General features: G+C 41.0%; 14 protein-coding genes and 1 other annotated feature. Of the genes, 9 read left to right on the top strand and 5 right to left on the bottom strand.

Annotated elements, in window-relative coordinates; all coding sequences use genetic code 11:
* The first annotated feature begins 14 nt into the window (after positions 1 to 14).
* Together MHH68_RS13575 and MHH68_RS13570 are read left to right on the top strand one after the other, a co-directional pair.
* Positions 15 to 713, top strand: coding sequence for an ABC transporter ATP-binding protein (locus tag MHH68_RS13575; protein WP_095409340.1), 699 nt, complete (start codon positions 15 to 17; stop codon positions 711 to 713).
* Complete coding sequence (locus tag MHH68_RS13570) at positions 703 to 2013, top strand: FtsX-like permease family protein (protein WP_339163559.1); 1311 nt, start codon at positions 703 to 705, stop codon at positions 2011 to 2013. The genes MHH68_RS13575 and MHH68_RS13570 overlap by 11 nt, the downstream gene beginning before the upstream one ends.
* Before the next feature lie 63 nt (positions 2014 to 2076).
* On the opposite strand, the gene MHH68_RS13565 is transcribed toward MHH68_RS13570, so the two are convergent.
* Positions 2077 to 2778: a hypothetical protein gene (locus MHH68_RS13565; protein ID WP_339163556.1), complete on the bottom strand. Its 702-nt coding sequence runs from the start codon at positions 2776 to 2778 to the stop codon at positions 2077 to 2079.
* Between the two features lie 86 nt (positions 2779 to 2864).
* Positions 2865 to 3668: an STAS domain-containing protein gene (locus MHH68_RS13560; protein ID WP_058015010.1), complete on the bottom strand. Its 804-nt coding sequence runs from the start codon at positions 3666 to 3668 to the stop codon at positions 2865 to 2867.
* A gap of 425 nt (positions 3669 to 4093) precedes the next feature.
* Between MHH68_RS13560 and MHH68_RS13555 the strand changes: the two genes are divergently transcribed.
* The 6 genes from MHH68_RS13555 (at position 4094) to MHH68_RS13530 (ending at position 11694) form a co-directional block, all read left to right on the top strand.
* Positions 4094 to 4423: a DUF4257 domain-containing protein gene (locus MHH68_RS13555; RefSeq protein WP_223250657.1), complete on the top strand. Its 330-nt coding sequence runs from the start codon at positions 4094 to 4096 to the stop codon at positions 4421 to 4423.
* 103 nt (positions 4424 to 4526) lie between these two features.
* Positions 4527 to 4748: a binding site (T-box leader), on the top strand.
* A 97-nt stretch (positions 4749 to 4845) separates the two neighbouring features.
* On the top strand, positions 4846 to 7260 hold the full coding sequence (gene leuS, locus MHH68_RS13550) for a leucine--tRNA ligase (RefSeq protein ID WP_339163552.1): 2415 nt from the start codon (positions 4846 to 4848) through the stop codon (positions 7258 to 7260).
* Positions 7261 to 7390: 130 nt separating this feature from the next.
* A complete protein-coding gene (locus MHH68_RS13545; RefSeq protein WP_339163550.1) occupies positions 7391 to 8293 on the top strand; it encodes a dienelactone hydrolase family protein in 903 nt (300 codons plus the stop codon).
* 46 nt (positions 8294 to 8339) lie between these two features.
* A complete protein-coding gene (locus tag MHH68_RS13540) occupies positions 8340 to 9092 on the top strand; it encodes an NAD(P)-dependent oxidoreductase (RefSeq protein ID WP_339163548.1) in 753 nt (250 codons plus the stop codon).
* A gap of 219 nt (positions 9093 to 9311) precedes the next feature.
* Positions 9312 to 10172: a carbohydrate ABC transporter permease gene (locus MHH68_RS13535; RefSeq protein ID WP_339165800.1), complete on the top strand. Its 861-nt coding sequence runs from the start codon at positions 9312 to 9314 to the stop codon at positions 10170 to 10172.
* A 25-nt stretch (positions 10173 to 10197) separates the two neighbouring features.
* Positions 10198 to 11694, top strand: coding sequence for an extracellular solute-binding protein (locus MHH68_RS13530; RefSeq protein ID WP_339163546.1), 1497 nt, complete (start codon positions 10198 to 10200; stop codon positions 11692 to 11694).
* A 45-nt stretch (positions 11695 to 11739) separates the two neighbouring features.
* Here MHH68_RS13530 and MHH68_RS13525 read toward each other — a convergent pair whose 3' ends face one another.
* Together MHH68_RS13525 and MHH68_RS13520 are read right to left on the bottom strand one after the other, a co-directional pair.
* Entirely contained in the window at positions 11740 to 12579 is an 840-nt protein-coding gene (locus MHH68_RS13525; RefSeq protein ID WP_339163544.1) for an aldo/keto reductase, read from the bottom strand.
* A gap of 12 nt (positions 12580 to 12591) precedes the next feature.
* A complete protein-coding gene (locus MHH68_RS13520; protein WP_339163541.1) occupies positions 12592 to 13779 on the bottom strand; it encodes an MFS transporter in 1188 nt (395 codons plus the stop codon).
* A 155-nt stretch (positions 13780 to 13934) separates the two neighbouring features.
* Here MHH68_RS13520 and MHH68_RS13515 point away from each other — a divergent pair, with 155 nt between their 5' ends.
* A complete protein-coding gene (locus MHH68_RS13515) occupies positions 13935 to 14306 on the top strand; it encodes a winged helix-turn-helix transcriptional regulator (protein ID WP_003217763.1) in 372 nt (123 codons plus the stop codon).
* 37 nt (positions 14307 to 14343) lie between these two features.
* Here the strand turns inward: MHH68_RS13515 and MHH68_RS13510 are convergent, their stop codons facing one another.
* Positions 14344 to 16644: a helix-turn-helix domain-containing protein gene (locus MHH68_RS13510; protein ID WP_268466421.1), complete on the bottom strand. Its 2301-nt coding sequence runs from the start codon at positions 16642 to 16644 to the stop codon at positions 14344 to 14346.
* Positions 16645 to 16850 lie beyond the last annotated feature (206 nt).

Here is a 16850-nt window from a genome sequence, read left to right as displayed (position 1 = left end):
GCAGGGGAGTAGAGATGATTCAGATTCAAGCGTTAGATCATGTGTTTAAAATTGGTAAAAAGGGCAGAGAGAATGAGATTCCTGTGCTGAAAGGGATTGACCTGTCCATCAAAAGAGGCGACATTGCTTGTATAGTGGGGCGAAGTGGCTCGGGGAAATCTACCCTATTGAATTTAATTTCAGGATATATTACGCCAACGAGCGGACAAATTGTCATTGATGGTACCGATGTGACTGGATTTAATGAAAAAGAATGGGCGGACTTCCGCTTAGATCACTTTGGTTTTATCTTTCAAAGCTTTCAATTGATCGGGAGCTTAACGACGTATGAGAATGTTGAACTTCCGCTCACTTTAAAAGGTGTAAAGCCGTCTGAACGAAAGGCGAAAGTAAAAGAAATGCTGAAACGAGTAGGTCTAGAACATCATGCAGGGCATTATCCGAATGAGTTGTCGGGCGGGCAGCAGCAGCGTGTGAGTATTGCAAGAGCCTTGATTTTAAATCCATCTATTATTTTAGCGGATGAACCAACAGGCAGTTTAGATTCAGAAACCGAAGGAGAAATCTTAGCCTTTATCCAGCAGCTCAATCGTGAAAAAGGAATCACATTTGTCATCATTACACATGACGATGAAGTGGCCTCCATCGCAGATACAACGTTCCAGCTCCATGATGGTGTATTAAAGAAAGGGGAACAATCCATTGAAATTTAGAGATCAGGTCAAATTCATTAGAAGAAACATGAAGAAAAATAGATTGCGTGTGTTTATGACCATTCTTGCGACGACAATGGCATGCTCTTTCTTAATCGTTTTAGCATCTGTCGGTTTTGGTCTGCAAAAATCAGCGCAAGATGAAATCATGAAACAGCAAATCATCACAGAAGTGAAAGTGTTAGGCAAGGAAAAAGGTGACGTCAATACAGATGATTTAAAGAAATATGATCATGTGAAATCTGTCGTTTCAAGAACGGCGCTCACTCCATCGGTAAAGATCGAGCTCGATGACCGCTCAGGTGAAACGCAGGTTGCTTTGACCGATATGAAAGAAGAAAAAGAAGCAGGGCTTGAGCTAGACCGAGGTAAAGTCCCAACATCAGCGAACGAAATTGTGGTCGGGTATCATATGGCTGAACAACTGTGGACAAAAAAAGAACGCGAAGCCTATGAAAAAGAATTAAATCAGACATCAAATGGTGAAGAAATGCCAAAAGAGCCTAAAGGCTACACGAAGGATATTTTAAATAAAGTGATCCAAATCAAAGTGCCAAAATTAAATGAAGAAAATGAAGTTGTCAAAGAAAAAACATTTGATTTCCGCGTAGTAGGTGTCATGAAAAAGCCAAATCTGGAGTGGCAAGAGGATCATAAAATTCTCATTCCGAATGCGTATGAAAAAGAATTTGGTCAAATACTCGATCTATCTCCTGAAGCAGGAAATGTCGAGAAAATGACCTCTGTCTATGCAGATAAATTCGACAATGTTGGTGCGCTTACGAATAAGCTGACAGATGAGGGATACCAAGTCATCTCTGTGACGAATCAGCTCGAAGGAATGGATATGTTCTTTACAGTCTTCAAAATTGGACTTATTTTTGTTGGATGTATTGCGGTCATTATTTCTGCGATCGGGATTTTCAATACGATGACAATGGCTGTAACAGAGAGGACACAAGAAATTGGGATTATGAAAGCCATTGGCGCGAATCCATCCATTATTAAGCGAATGTTCCTCATGGAAAGTGCTTATATTGGGGTGATTGGGTCGATCATCGGTATTATCATCTCATATATCATTAGTTTCGCTGTCAATTTAATCATTCCAGCTATTTTGACGTCCATGTCAGAGGGAGGGGCAAGTGATCAATTCTCGATCACCTTCTCCTACATTCCACTCAGCCTTGTGATTACGGCAACAGTGATTAGTGCAGGGGTAGCGATCCTTTCAGGGCTCAACCCAGCACGTAAAGCAACAAAAACGAATGTATTATCAGCATTAAGAAGAGAAATCTAATAAAAGAACCTCCTAAGACACCCTATGGGGCTGACAGGAGGTTCTTTTTTTCGTGACACATGGCTATTGCTTAGGTGCCCGGTACCCTGCACGCTCTGCTTCTTCTACGGAGCAAAACATTTTGGTTACATTTTTGGTTCTAGAGTAGTATCTGCTGCTCGGTGTGTGATAAATACCGTTGACACTACCTTTGATGTTACAGGCTGCGGATTCTTTTTTTGTTTCCTTCTGTGATTCATGACCGCCTGTACTTTTTCCTTCATCTTTAGGAGCGGAGCGCTGAACGGTAGAAGACTCTGTATCGCTGCTACTTTTCTTGTTCTCTTTTTTGAGCGTTTCGTTGCTTGAGGCAAGCTTGTCTATTTTCTCTTCAAGCGCTTGAATAGTCTTTTCTTGCTTTTTGACTGTTTCTTTTTCTGAGGTGATGGTTTCTAGCTTTTTCGCTAGCTCTTCTTTATCCTTTGTTACGTCCTCTAAAGAAGCGGTAAGTTCCTCTTTATCAGCTTTTAAGCGCGTTATGTCAGATGTGAGCTGCTTTTGATCCTTTAACAGCTGTTCTGAAGATGGATCTGCTTGTGCTTTCGGTGCATCTGTGGCAGCAAACGGTAATGACATAATGGAAAAGATGAGACCTAAGATTAAGAAAGGATAAAATAGTTTCTTTGAAAAGATCTGCGCGTTTTGGTGTTTGAGTAATAAGAAATTGACGGCATATCCGATGGCAAAACAAACACATAAAAGACCTATGATGAGTAACATCATCATCTAGAAGCCCCCCTATATCTTTCATTACACCAATTATACCTCATATTTCCATTTTTAGGGGGTGTTTTAACTAAAAAAGCCCTGTTTTACACAGGGTTTTCAGCTAATGGTAATCCTTTGATAGCTTCCTTAACCGTCAAATAAGTGATTGTATCCTGGAAATCTGTATCCAAGTCTTTCATTTTCATGGCAAGCTGCGGTTTGATCCCTGTGATGATCAGTTCGGTTCCAGTTAAATTGAGAAGATGGTGCAGCTTGAAAATACGTGCTGCAACGGAATCATCAACATCGATTAAACCAGAAAGGTCAACAATTAAATAATCATCCTTTGAATCATCTAATATACAAGTTAACTTCGCAACAATGGCATCAAAGCGTTCTTCAGATAGTTTTCCAATGAGAGGCAGAGCAGATACACCATTTTTGATTGGGACGATTGGCGTCGAAAGAGAGGTGACTTCCTGTAAGGAATCTTCTAGGAGCTGTTCATATTCTTTCTGTTTCGTAATATCTTTTTGAAAGCCAATGAAAAAAGTTTTATCATCTTGTTCAATGTATAGTGGATCTATATTGAGTTCATTCCAAAAAAAAGTACCGTCTTTTTTATAATTTTTTAGCTGTGTGGTAATAGGTGTTTTATTCTGTATTCCATGACGTATTAAATCGATCTGTTCTTGATCTGTGTCTTTCCCTTGAAGGAATCGACAATTACGCCCGAGAATCTCATCTGGTTTGTATCCAGTCATGTGTGTAAAACCATGATTCACATAAACGATAGGGTTATCTTCTAAAGAAGGGTCTGTAATGATAACACCGATCCGCGCATGATCTAGCGCTTTTTTTATAAGTTCAAGCTGTTTTTGTAAGCCGAAGATGTTCGAGCTGACCATATTACCCTCCTTTGTTGCTGCTATGAGACATATCAAATGGTTGTCTTTTCAACCAAAGATACTCCTTACTAACGTAACATAACATATGTTCTGTTTCAACGATTGCAATGGCTTTGTTAAATTTGTCATCATAGTTTGTCCTCCATTAGAATATAGTAAGTAAGGAGACTTTTCTTTAGAAAAAGAAGGAATCAATTGCTCATAATTCATAAAATGACAAAAATAGTTAATATGGATTAGGCAAAAATGATTCCAATGCATCAAGATTGTTTTGGGTCATTCACATATAATGGAAGAAACAAGCTTTTTTTCTTCGTTAGAGAGAATAGACCTTTTACATGGATTATGACGGAACAGCAGAATGGCATTACAGGGGGCTGGACAGCCTGAAGTCGCTTTACTATTCTAAGGGCTTTAGGAAGGTGATGAAAATGCTGCAACAAGTCATTATTGCTTGCGCCATTGGAGGGGTCATGGGCATTCTCGGTCACGTAAAGAAAAAAGGCAGGCTAGAGAAGCCCAGAATGACAAAAAAGTTTATTTATTTAGGGTTTATTGAAGATTGGCTCGTTGGGATGATTGCCGCTACACTGCTTGTCTTATCCTCAAATCCCGATTCTAGTCTGCACTTGGTCATCTTATCAATTATTTCAGGTTACGGAGGAGAAGCAGTTCTGCGAAGCTTTGATTTTGTAAGAGAACAGCATTCACAGAATGCAGACTCCAACCGTCATAACCGATCTCCACACGAATAATTTCCTCTACTTTACCCTGATCTAGGGTACATTCCCATTGTATACAAACCTGCTTGCACTTATGATCATAATTCTATAAAATACTACTTAGATGACGGTTACGATAAGAACAGTGAAGAGGAGTAGTAGGAAAGCAGTATTTGTCTTTAGAGAATTGACGGCTGGTGAAAGTCAATCAAATCTGCTTCTGAACTCGCCTCAGAGTTGCAGTTGCGTTAAAGCTTCTGTCGCATGTCTGCGTTAAAGATATTAAGTGAGCGTACAAACAGAAAGTTACGCTAACAAGGGTGGTACCGCGGGAACCAAAAAATCTCTCGTCCCTTTCCAGGGATGAGGGTTTTTTGTTGATTTTAGAAAAATCTGAATTCTTGCAGTGGTCATCTGAGCAGATACAGCCGTACATATTAAAGGAGGTTTTCACATTGAGTTTTCAGCATCGGGAAATTGAAAAGAAGTGGCAGGATTATTGGCTGACACATAAAACATTCGCCACATCTGACTCGGAAGATAAACCAAAGTTCTATGCACTTGATATGTTTCCATACCCATCAGGAGCAGGACTTCATGTCGGGCACCCTGAGGGCTACACAGCAACGGATATTTTATCACGCATGAAACGTATGCAGGGATATGATGTTCTTCATCCAATGGGATGGGACGCATTTGGTCTTCCAGCAGAACAGTATGCACTAGATACAGGGAATGATCCCGCGGTCTTTACAGAAGAGAACATCAATAACTTCCGCCGCCAAATTCAATCACTAGGGTTCTCGTATGATTGGGATCGAGAAATCAACACGACTGATCCGAATTATTATAAATGGACACAATGGATTTTCTTGAAGTTGTACGAAAAGGGATTGGCGTATATCGATGAAGTACCAGTGAACTGGTGTCCGGCGCTTGGCACAGTCCTTGCAAATGAAGAAGTCATTGATGGAAAAAGTGAACGCGGAGGGCATCCAGTTGAAAGACGTCCAATGAAGCAATGGATGCTAAAGATTACGGCATATGCGGACAGGCTGTTAGAAGATTTAGAAGATATTGATTGGCCTGAAAGCATTAAGGACATGCAGCGTAACTGGATCGGACGTTCAGAAGGTGCACATGTTCATTTCGAAGTAGAAGGACATGATGAACAGTTTACTGTATTCACAACGCGTCCTGATACATTGTTTGGTGCGACCTATGCGGTACTTGCACCAGAACATGCACTTGTTGAAAAAATTACAACAGCTGCTCAAAAAGAAGCAGTCGAAGCATATATGAAAGAAATTCAATCTAAGAGCGACTTAGAGCGGACGGATCTTGCAAAAACGAAGACGGGTACTTTCACAGGCGCTTATGCCATCAATCCATTAAATGGTGAAAAGATGCCGATCTGGATTGCAGATTACGTGCTGGCTACTTATGGAACAGGCGCGATTATGGCGGTACCTGCCCATGATGAGCGTGACTATGAATTCGCCAAAACATTTGATCTTCCAATCAAGGAAGTTGTCGAAGGCGGAGACATTGAAAAAGAAGCTTACACAGGTGATGGAAAACACATTAACTCTGATTTCCTCGATGGATTAGGAAAAGAAGAAGCGATTGAAAAAGCCATTGCATGGCTGGAAGAACATCAAAAAGGCGAAAAGAAAGTCACTTATCGTTTAAGAGACTGGCTATTTAGCCGCCAGCGTTATTGGGGTGAGCCAATTCCAATTATTCATTGGGAGGACGGAACGTCTTCAGCTGTTTCTGAGGAAGAGCTTCCATTGATTTTGCCTAAGACGACTGAGATTAAGCCAAGTGGTACAGGTGAATCACCTTTAGCCAATATCAAAGATTGGGTTGAGGTTGTCGATCCTGTTACAGGTAAAAAAGGACGCCGTGAAACCAATACAATGCCGCAATGGGCAGGCAGCTGCTGGTATTTCTTACGTTATATTGACCCGCATAACTCAGAAGAGCTTGCATCTCCTGAAAAGCTGAAGAAATGGCTCCCTGTTGATGTATATATTGGCGGAGCAGAACATGCTGTACTTCATCTTCTATATGCGCGCTTCTGGCATAAGTTCTTGTATGATATCGGCGTTGTTCCGACAAAAGAACCTTTCATGAAATTGTTCAACCAAGGAATGATTCTTGGGGAAAATAATGAAAAAATGAGTAAATCAAAAGGAAATGTTGTCAATCCAGATGATATCGTAGAATCTCATGGTGCGGATACATTGCGCCTTTATGAAATGTTCATGGGACCTTTAGATGCATCAATCGCTTGGTCTGAAACAGGACTTGATGGTGCTCGCCGCTTCCTTGATCGTGTATGGCGTCTATTCACAAACGAAGATGGCACAATCAGTGATAAAATAACAGAGCAAACTGGAGGCGCATTAGAACGCAGCTATCATGAAACCGTGATGAAGGTAACAGACCATTATGAAGGTCTGCGCTTCAATACAGGGATTTCACAATTAATGGTGTTTATCAATGATGCCTACAAGGCTGATACACTGCCGAAAGAATATGCAGAAGGCTTTGTGAAACTTCTTTCTCCAATTGCTCCGCATGTAGCGGAAGAGCTTTGGAATAAGCTTGGTCATGAAGGGTCTATTTCTTATGAAGCATGGCCGCAATATGACGAGTCAAAGCTTGTCGACGATGAAGTAGAAATTGTCGTACAGTTGAATGGAAAAGTGAAAGCAAAATTAACTGTCCCTGCTGATGCAACAAAAGAACAGTTAGAAGAGCTTGCGAAAAATGATGCACGTGTAAAAGAACAGCTTGAAGGGAAAACCATTCGCAAAGTGATTGCGGTTCCTGGGAAGCTTGTCAATATTGTTGCGAATTAATGATGACACCCATCGGTATGAACCGGTGGGTGTTCTTTATTTCCCGGGACATAATTTTGTCGAAAACAAGGTGATTGGACTATCGATCTCGTATGTTAACAGATGATCAACAAAAGGAGGAGTGATGTCAATGGAAAAGGGAAACAAACGAGAACAACTGCTCAGTCTATTAGGAGAAATGCCAGAACGCCATCGCGTCGAGGCATATACGTTAAAGATTGAGGATCGTGAATCGTATGTAGTCGAAACACTCATTCTTTCAATCCATGGTGTGGAGGAAGTGCCCGCTTATTTTGTGAAGCCGAAGGATACAGTGAAAAAAAGACCCGTTGTGCTGTTTCAGCACTCTCATGGCGGGAACTACGTCGATGGGAAGGAAGAGCTCATCAAGGGTGCTCATTATTTGCAAGAGCCTTCATATGCGAAAGAGTTCACCTCAAAAGGCTATAGTGTCCTGGCTATTGATCATGCAGGATTTGGTGAGAGAAGAGGAAGAACCGAAAGTGAAATTTTTAAGGAAATGCTTTTAACAGGGAAAGTGATGTGGGGCATGATGCTGTATGAAAGCATGTGTGCCATTGATTATGTACTATCTCGACCTGATGTGCTGCCGGACCGGTTAGCTGTTTTTGGAATGTCCATGGGCGGGCTTCTTTCCTGGTGGACGGCTGCGCTTGATGAGAGGGTCAGTGTGTGTATTGATCTTTGCGCACAGGTCGATCACCACACATTAATTGAAACGAACAATTTAGACAGGCATGGCTTTTATTACTATGTACCAAGCTTAGCAAAGCACTTTACGGCAGCTGATATTCAGGAAATGATTTTTCCAAGGCCGCATTTAAGCTTAGTTGGAAAACTTGATCCACTCACCCCCGCTGAAGGCGTAGCACGTATTCAAAAGGGATTGAGTCAAGCATATCAAGCGGCTTCATTAAAAGAACGTTATCAGCTTGTTGGTCTTCATGCAGGTCATTTTGAAACAGCCGCTATGCGTCACGAGGCCACTCGATTCTTAAAAAAATGGCTGTAATCTATAAAGGCTGGGACATACTACGTCATTAGAAAGGAGGAGACCGATGAAAAAGATCACGATCATTGGCGGGTGTGGTGTGATCGGCCGTATTTTAACAAAAGAGCTCTCTTCTGAGTACGAGATCATCATCATTGATCAAACGGGCTGTGAAAAAGGAGTCATTTTGGCAGATGCAACGAATGAACAGGAATTATATAAGGCAATTCCGCGAGATACAGATGTTATCATACACCTTTTAAACATGGAGATGACGTATGATGTGATGAATCGTGAGGAGTTTGAAAAAATGAGTGATATTTTTTGGAGGAGCTCTTATTCTATGTTTCGATCAGCTGCAAGACTCGGCATTCGAAAAGTCATTTTTGCAAGCAGCAATCACGTGACCGATCGTTATGAAAAAGATGGACGCTCCTTACTAGGAAGACATATTACAACAGACGATGTACCTGCGACTCAAAATGTCTATGGCATTTTAAAATTTGCTTCTGAACAGCTAGGTCGTTTGTTCCATGATCAAACGGGAATGTCTGTTATCAATTTACGGATTGGAACGGTTGTGACGGATGAGATGGAGGCATTACACGAGAAAGATCGAACAAAACGAACACTTCTTTCACATGAAGATCTAGCAGGGATGATAAAGGCAGCGATTGAAACGGCCGTTCCCTTTGGCACATATTATGCCGTATCAGAAAACGAAGAAAAGCCTTGGTCTATGGAAAACACGAAGCAGGAGTTAGGCTACATACCCGATGTGAATACGACGGAAATCCTTGAAGAAAATGATCAGGCATAGGGCATAATCATGTCATTAGCTGATGATCTTATTCTTTTGTTTCATGAGCATAAAAGCACGACTGACAGGATCGATCCAGTTGGTCTGTCAAGATGATTATAGACGCTTTCTTCCCCCGTTTGTTACATTTTAATCACGATATCGTCACAGGCTGCAGCTCATTTTTAGATAAAATGATAACGCTTTCAAAGGAAGGGTGTGATGAACATAGATCGTTCTATTAAAGACCGATTGTTCAACTTATTTAATTACTCTTTTCTACTCATGTTCGCATTAATATGTGTGCTTCCGTTCATCCATGTCATTGCTGCCTCTTTTGCTACAGTAGAAGAGGTCATCACGAAGAAATTTATCTTGTTCCCGACCACGTTTTCTTTAGAGGCCTATCGGTATATTTTCTCAACGGATATTGTGTACCGCAGCCTTATTGTGTCCATTCTTGTGACACTCGTTGGAACAGTTGTCAGCATGTTTTTGTCTTCACTCATGGCATATGGGCTGTCTCGTCAGGAGCTAAAAGGCCGGAGAACATTGATGTTTCTCGTTGTCTTCACGATGCTGTTTAGCGGTGGGATGATTCCGACGTTTATTGTGGTGAAAACTCTTGGTCTGCTTGATACCTATTGGTCACTAATTCTACCGGTTGCGATCAATGCGTTCAATTTGATTATTTTGAAAAACTTCTTTCAAAACATTCCGGCAAGCCTTGAGGAATCAGCGAAGATGGATGGCTGTAACGATTTAGGGATTTTCTTTAAAATTGTGCTGCCACTTTCTTTGCCTGCCATTGCGACCATTTCACTTTTTTATGCCGTGACGTATTGGAATACGTACATGACCGCCATCCTGTATTTAAATGATTCAGTGAAATGGCCGATTCAGGTGCTTCTAAGGCAGATTGTCATTGTTTCGAGCGGAATGCAAGGAGATATGTCGGAGATGGGATCATCCACACCACCGCCAGACCAAACGATTAAAATGGCTGTCATTGTGGTAGCCACCATTCCCGTTCTGCTTGTTTATCCATTTATTCAAAAGCATTTCAACAAAGGGGCATTACTAGGTTCTGTAAAAGGTTAAAAAGAAGGAACAACGGAGGGATCTTATGGGGAGAAAGAAAGTATGGCTGATTGCGTTTGTTCTGTTATTTGCAGCAAGCGGTATTTTATCCGCATGTTCAAGCAAAGGAAGTTCATCGGATGAAAAAGTTGATTTAGACAAAAAAGTGAAACTGACATGGATGGCCATTTTGTATCACCAGCAGCCGCCGAAAGATTCGGTTTTAAAGGAGATTGAGAAGCTCACAAATACAGAACTTGATATTACGTGGGTGCCTGATGCTGTGAAGGAAGACCGGTTAAATTCTGCCCTTGCTGCAGGGAATCTGCCGCAGATTGTGACGATTCAAGACATTAAGAATTCGTCTGCTATTAATGCATTCAGATCAGGTATGTTCTGGGAAGTCGGTCCGTACTTAAAGGATTATCCAAATTTAAGTAAGATGAACAAACTGATTAATAAAAACGCCTCTATAGACGGTAAGCTTTATGGCATTTATAGAGAGAGACCACTTTCAAGACAAGGAATTGTCATTCGAAAGGATTGGCTTGAAAATTTAAATTTGGATACACCAAAAACGTTGGATGATCTTTATAAGGTAGCGAAAGCCTTTACTGAAAAAGATCCGAATCAAAACGGAAAAGCGGATACAATTGGCTTTACGGATCGGAACGATTTGATTTATGGAGCATTTAAAACACTTGGTTCATATGAGGGAATGCCAACAGACTGGAAAGAAGAAAACGGCAAATTCACGCCAGAATTTATGACAGATGAGTATATGAATACGATGAAATATATGAAGAAACTGCGTGATAATGGCTATATCAACAAAGACTTCCCTGTAACAAGCAAAACACAGCAGCAGGAATTATTCTCACAAGGAAAAGCAGGGATCTATGTTGGAAATATGGTTGATGCTGTGAACTTGAGAGATGATGCGACAGATAAAAACATGAAAGTCGATATTTTAAACCGAATCAAAGGCCCAGATGGCAAAGAACGGGTGTGGGCATCAGGTGGTCATAATGGCATCTTCGCATTCCCTAAAACAAGCGTGAAATCAGAGGCAGAATTAAAGCGAATTTTGGCCTTCTTTGATCGCATTGCGGAAGAAGATGTCTATGGTCTCATGACGTACGGTATAGATGGTGAGCATTATAAGAAAGAGGAAGGAAATACATTTGTGAGGGAAGAAAGCCAAGTGAAAAGCTGGCAGACAGATGTACAGCCGCTTGTCAGTCTAGTAGGCATTGATAAACGGTACTTGAAAAATAAAGGGGATGCGGTTCGTACAAAATATGAAGAGCTGGAAGAAGACAATCAAAAGATCATCGTCGCCAACCCTGCTGAAAGCCTGTATTCAGAAACAGCCTCAGAACGAGGAAATGAATTGAAAAAAATCATCGATGATGCGACCTATAAGTTCATTCTTGGAGACATCAGTGAAGATCAATTTAAGAAAGATGTAGAGAAGTGGAAATCAAATGGTGGCAATAAAATCATTGAAGAATATGAAGCTTCCTTTAAAAAATCAAAATAATCAACATAAACACCCCCGCACAGTTAAAAAGCGGGGGTGTTTTCATTAAAAGTCAAAGTTGTCTGGGTCTGGTCCGATACGTTTGTTTTCATTTAAATCAGACAGGCGTTTCATATCCTCATCTGATAAGGCAAAATCAAATATGTCTGCATTTTCTTTTAAACGATGCGCTTTCGTTGATTTTGGGATGGTGATAACGCCTTTTTGCACATCCCAGCGCAAAATAATTTGAGCAGGTGTTTTGCCGTATGTGTCCGAGAGTTCTTTGATCACCGGATGATGCAGCAGTTCACCCTGCATGAGCGGTGACCAAGATTCCATTTGAATGCCGCGAGAGTTCAAATACGTATAGAGAGTTTCCTGCGTAAGCTTTGGGTGAAACTCCACTTGATTGATAGCTGGTATGATGTCTGCATCTTTTAATAGTTCGTCTAGATGATGCGGCTGGAAGTTGCTCACACCAATGGCTCTAACCTTTCCTTCTCGATACAAGGTTTCCAGCGCACGCCAAGCGTCTTTATATTTGCCCTCAACCGGCCAATGGATTAAATATAGATCAAGGTAGTCAAGCTGAAGTTTTTTCAAACTTTCCTCATATGCTTTTAGAGTGGATTCATATCCTAAATCGGCATTCCACACTTTTGATGTCACAAAGAGGTCTTCGCGGCGCAGTCCTGTTTCTGCAAGACCAAGTTGTATGCCTCGTCCAACCCCTTCCTCATTGCCATAAATAGCCGCTGTATCAATACTGCGATAGCCTATTTGAATGGCTGTTTTGACGGCGTCTATTAATTCTGCGCCATCTTCAACCTTGAATACCCCAAGACCAAATCCGGGCATGTGGACTCCATTGTTTAATGTTTTTGTACATTGTAAATGATTCATATTGAACACTCCTTAGATGGTTTGATTTTGTTCTTGTTGTTCCATTCGAAAACTAATCATCGTGAGAATGGCTGCGATAAGGACCATGATACCGCCGACCCAGCCTGTATGCACAAGCCCAAGGGTATCTGTCACGATGCCGCCTAAAAATGAGCCGATGGCGATACCAGCATTAAAGGCAGCAATATTCATAGCGGAAGCGACGTCGACTGCTCCTGGTGTGTATCTTTCTGCAAAGTCAACGACAGCTACTTGCAATCCAGGGACATTCATGAAAGCAAAAAGTCCCATCAGCATGACAGTTGCAATGCCTAGCACTGTAAATCCAGCAGTCCAGCTAAGGATAAACAAAATGATGCTTTGGATGATAAACATGTAAATGAGTGCTTTCATTGGCTGCTCATTAGCAGCCTTTCCGCCAATGACATTTCCAGCTGCGATCGTGATTCCGTATAAAAGCAGGATCAATGCCACCGCCCCTGGCGCAAGGCCTGTCACATGCTGTAAAAGAGGAGATAAATACGTAAAGACGACAAAGGTTCCTCCGTATCCTGTTGCTGTAATGACAAATAGAAGCAAGATTCTTTTTGTTTTTAATAAAACAGCTTGATCCTTAAATGATGTTTTCACGCCTTGCTTTAATTGAGATGGAACAAGAAAATAGTTAGATATTAGTGCGATTAGACCAATGATCACAATCACACCAAATGATGTCCGCCAGCCGAGCTCATGACCAAGAAATGTCCCAAATGGCACACCTGTCACAGTCGCTACTGTTAAACCAGTGAACATAAAGGCAATCGCGCTTGCCCGTTTTTCTTTCACTACAAGGCTTGCAGCAATTGTAGAACCGATGGACATAAAGATTCCATGGGATAGGGCTGAAATGACCCGTCCGATTAATAGGACTGAAAAGGTCGGAGCCATCGTGGCAAGTGTATTTCCAATCAAAAAGACGAGCATAATGAGCAAAAGCAATGTTTTCCTTTTCATCGTTGAAGTCAAAGAAGTCAAAATAGGCGCGCCGAATGTCACCCCAAGTGCATATAAAGAGACGGTCCAGCCAGCCTGACTGACGCTCACTCCAAAGTCCTCTGAAATCATCGGCAAAAGACCGACACTAATAAACTCAGTGGTTCCTATAGCAAAAGCACTAATAGCTAGTGCGAGAAGGGCAAAGTGGTTTTGTTTTTTCTTCATGAATCAGTTCACATCCTTCTGTGATGACATTTTGATAGACGAAGCCGATCGGCAAGAGTTATTATCTAACATAGATGACGAAAAAAAAAGTACGTACTTTTTTGTAATATAGGTACTAAAAAGTGCCTATTCGTATAAAGAGGAGTGAGGATTTAATGGAAAAGAAAAAATATAATATCTCCGTGGAAGCGACTCTTGAGGTCATTGGCGGGAAGTGGAAGTGCGTGATTTTATGTCATTTAACACATGGGAAAAAACGTACAAGTGAATTGAAGCGGCTCATGCCAAACATCACACAAAAAATGCTTACACAACAGCTGAGAGAGCTTGAAAGTGATGGGGTGATTAACCGAATCGTGTATGAGCAAGTACCGCCTAAAGTGGAATATGAATTAAGTGAATACGGTCAGTCGCTCGAAAGAATTCTGAATGCGCTATGTGACTGGGGAGCAGCTCATATTGAACGCGTGTACGGAGAGCCGCTTTCAGTGCTGGAAGACAGCATTTTAAATGAACAATTTAAATAAAAAAGTCCCGCTTCCTATGAGAGCGGGACTTTTTGTCTTATATGCCTTTTTTCTGGTCGCGGTATTTGCCGGGGGTCGTGCCTTCTAGTTTTTTGAAGGAACGGATGAAGTTTTGCGGGTTTTTATATTTCAGCTTTTCCGAAATTTCTTTGACGGACATATCGGTCTCCACGAGCCAGTTTTTGGCGACATGGTGTCTGTAGGATGAGAGATATTCACTAAAGGAAATATCCATTTCCTTTCTAAAGATACTGCTTAAATAATTTGGGTTGTAATGCAGGCGTGTAGCGATTTCATCCAATGTGAGATCTGAGTCGAATTCTTGATGAATGATATGAATGATCTTTTCTGAGATGTTTTTGTATTGTGATTCCTCGCGTGCACCTAGCTGGTCAATAATCGGCCGAATGATCTCATGTTTTAGCCATGCTTCGGTATCTTCAAATGTTTTAAATTCAAAAATCGTATCATACAGCATTTTATTGTCTTCGACCTCAAATAATTCAATGCCAAGCAAATGCATCAGCTCAATCAAATTGTTTAAAAAACGGGCGAGGGCGATATGGTACTCGTGCGGTCCTGCATTTTTAGAGAAAATGGATTGCAGGAGCACATGTAAATAGTGATCTGCCTTCCCTTGATCACCTGCTTTCATCGCATCAAATAAATCATGCTGCAGCTGCTTTGGAAAATGGGTTTTAAACGTTTTTCCTTGCTGGATATGTTCATATAAGATAATGGACTTTTTCTCTGCTTTGAGCCTGTATTTTAAGGCCTCTTTTCCTTCAATGTAAGCCTGTTTTGCCATCGTAAGCTCCTGAAACTGGCGGCTGATCCCGATGCTGATCGATAAACCGAGCTCTTCCTCGATACGCAGCTGAATCGTTTCTGCTAATTGGTTTAAATATTCAGTAAACTCTTCATCTGACTTTGAGTGATTTAGGATAATCGTCGTTTGATGCTGATTGACAACTGTTGGCTGCAGATGCTCCTCTTGCGGAATAATCTGCTCAATGAGTCCATTGATCGCAAATAAAAGTAAGTCAGCATCCTTTTTTTCATAAGGTGTTCCTTTTAGCGTATCAATTTGGGTCACAAGCATGGATAAGTGAGACCAGTCCTGAGGGAATCCTAAACTTTGGAACCGGTTGTTAATCTCTTCTTCTGTCAGCTTTCCGAGCAATAGCCGCACCATAAAGTATTGCTGAAGGTGCGTGACTTGTTGCTCAATACGTTCCTCTAAATCATTGTTTTGATCCTTCATTTGTTTAATACTCGACTCAATCAACTCAAATTCATTTTGAAAAGGCTGCTTTTGCAAAAAGGATTCATTGCGTGCAAAGGACTCGTATAACAAGCGGATTGGTTTATAAAAGTGTCTGGACCCAAACCATGAAAATAACAATGAAAGCGCTAACAAAACAAAGCAGATAATAAAGGTGATCCACCCAATTGATTTCGTTTGTGCCTTAAGTTCTGGAATAGAAACAAAGGATAGGTACGTCCATTCGTTATAGTCTGATTTTTGAAACGTAATTTGATAGTTTAGTTCCTCGATCTTCATGTTAAATTGACCTGATCGTTCTTCACGTGATAGGACATGCTTGACGAACTCTTGATTTTTCAGGGATTCACCAATTTGTTCTTGGCGGTTATGTAACAGCACTTTTCCGTTAGTATCAATGACAAACATACTGTCAGATTGAGAGAAGTCCGGCATATTGTCAGCAATCGTACAGCTCGGAATGCTGGCGACAGCGATCCCTTTTTTCTGGACACTGTTCATAGGGAGTTGTTTGATTAAGTTCACATTGTATTTGCAAAAGGAGGCCTTTCCTTCTTTTGTCGCAACAAGTGGATTATTCTCTTCAAGTGCCCAGCTGGAATGACTCGGAATATTGAGGTAAGAGGTGAGCGCTTCCTCTTGGTCTCCGCTTGTGACATGATAAAGCCCCGAATTGTTCATGTACCAGTCTTCCATTTTACTGACGAGTGTAATATTGGACAGATCGGTGTCAAAGGTTTGCAGGTAGTTGAGTTCCTGCTGTACTTGATTATAAAGCTGGAATTGGTCTGGATTTAAAGGTTCTGCCAGTGTTTGAAGGAGAGGCGGCGAACTGACATAGTGAGTGAGAGAATGATCAACAGTCTTTAAAATATGCTCAATATTGGATTGCGTTTGTTTAACGCTGTCCAGCTTTTCATTTGAGATATTTTCGAGTGCTGTTTTTTGTGAATGCTGATAAGAAAAAATACCGACAATGATGACAGGAATCGTACTAAGCATGAAAAAAAACGTGACGAGCTTGTAATAAAATTTATATTGCCTTCTTTTCATAAAACCCCCCATTTCAAACGGAACAATCTTTTCCTCTTTATTTATTAATCCAAAAATTTGGTAGGTTTGTCAATAATCATTTTCTGAGATTAGGATCATTTTCTCATGTTTTATGTAACGTTTTGAGTAGCTTCCCCTAAGTAAATATGATCTGATGATATGATTGTAGACGGATTTTTCATCCTTAAGATACAGTTAACACATGC

It is taken from the genome of Bacillus sp. FSL K6-2841 (assembly GCF_037976435.1).
Taxonomy (GTDB): Bacteria; Bacillota; Bacilli; order Bacillales; family Bacillaceae; genus Bacillus; species Bacillus pumilus.
The sequence above is the reverse complement of the archived record's forward strand: the minus strand, read 5'-3'. Positions and strand labels throughout refer to the sequence as shown.

Coding starts and splice junctions, on each gene's coding strand:
- MHH68_RS13575 (WP_095409340.1), top strand. CDS start 15: ATGATTCAGATTCAAGCGTTAGATCATGTGTTTAAAATTGGTAAAAAG.
- MHH68_RS13565 (WP_339163556.1), bottom strand. CDS start 2,778: ATGATGATGTTACTCATCATAGGTCTTTTATGTGTTTGTTTTGCCATC.
- MHH68_RS13560 (WP_058015010.1), bottom strand. CDS start 3,668: ATGGTCAGCTCGAACATCTTCGGCTTACAAAAACAGCTTGAACTTATA.
- MHH68_RS13555 (WP_223250657.1), top strand. CDS start 4,094: ATGAAAATGCTGCAACAAGTCATTATTGCTTGCGCCATTGGAGGGGTC.
- MHH68_RS13545 (WP_339163550.1), top strand. CDS start 7,391: ATGGAAAAGGGAAACAAACGAGAACAACTGCTCAGTCTATTAGGAGAA.
- MHH68_RS13540 (WP_339163548.1), top strand. CDS start 8,340: ATGAAAAAGATCACGATCATTGGCGGGTGTGGTGTGATCGGCCGTATT.
- MHH68_RS13530 (WP_339163546.1), top strand. CDS start 10,198: ATGGGGAGAAAGAAAGTATGGCTGATTGCGTTTGTTCTGTTATTTGCA.
- MHH68_RS13525 (WP_339163544.1), bottom strand. CDS start 12,579: ATGAATCATTTACAATGTACAAAAACATTAAACAATGGAGTCCACATG.
- MHH68_RS13520 (WP_339163541.1), bottom strand. CDS start 13,779: ATGAAGAAAAAACAAAACCACTTTGCCCTTCTCGCACTAGCTATTAGT.
- MHH68_RS13515 (WP_003217763.1), top strand. CDS start 13,935: ATGGAAAAGAAAAAATATAATATCTCCGTGGAAGCGACTCTTGAGGTC.
- MHH68_RS13510 (WP_268466421.1), bottom strand. CDS start 16,644: ATGAAAAGAAGGCAATATAAATTTTATTACAAGCTCGTCACGTTTTTT.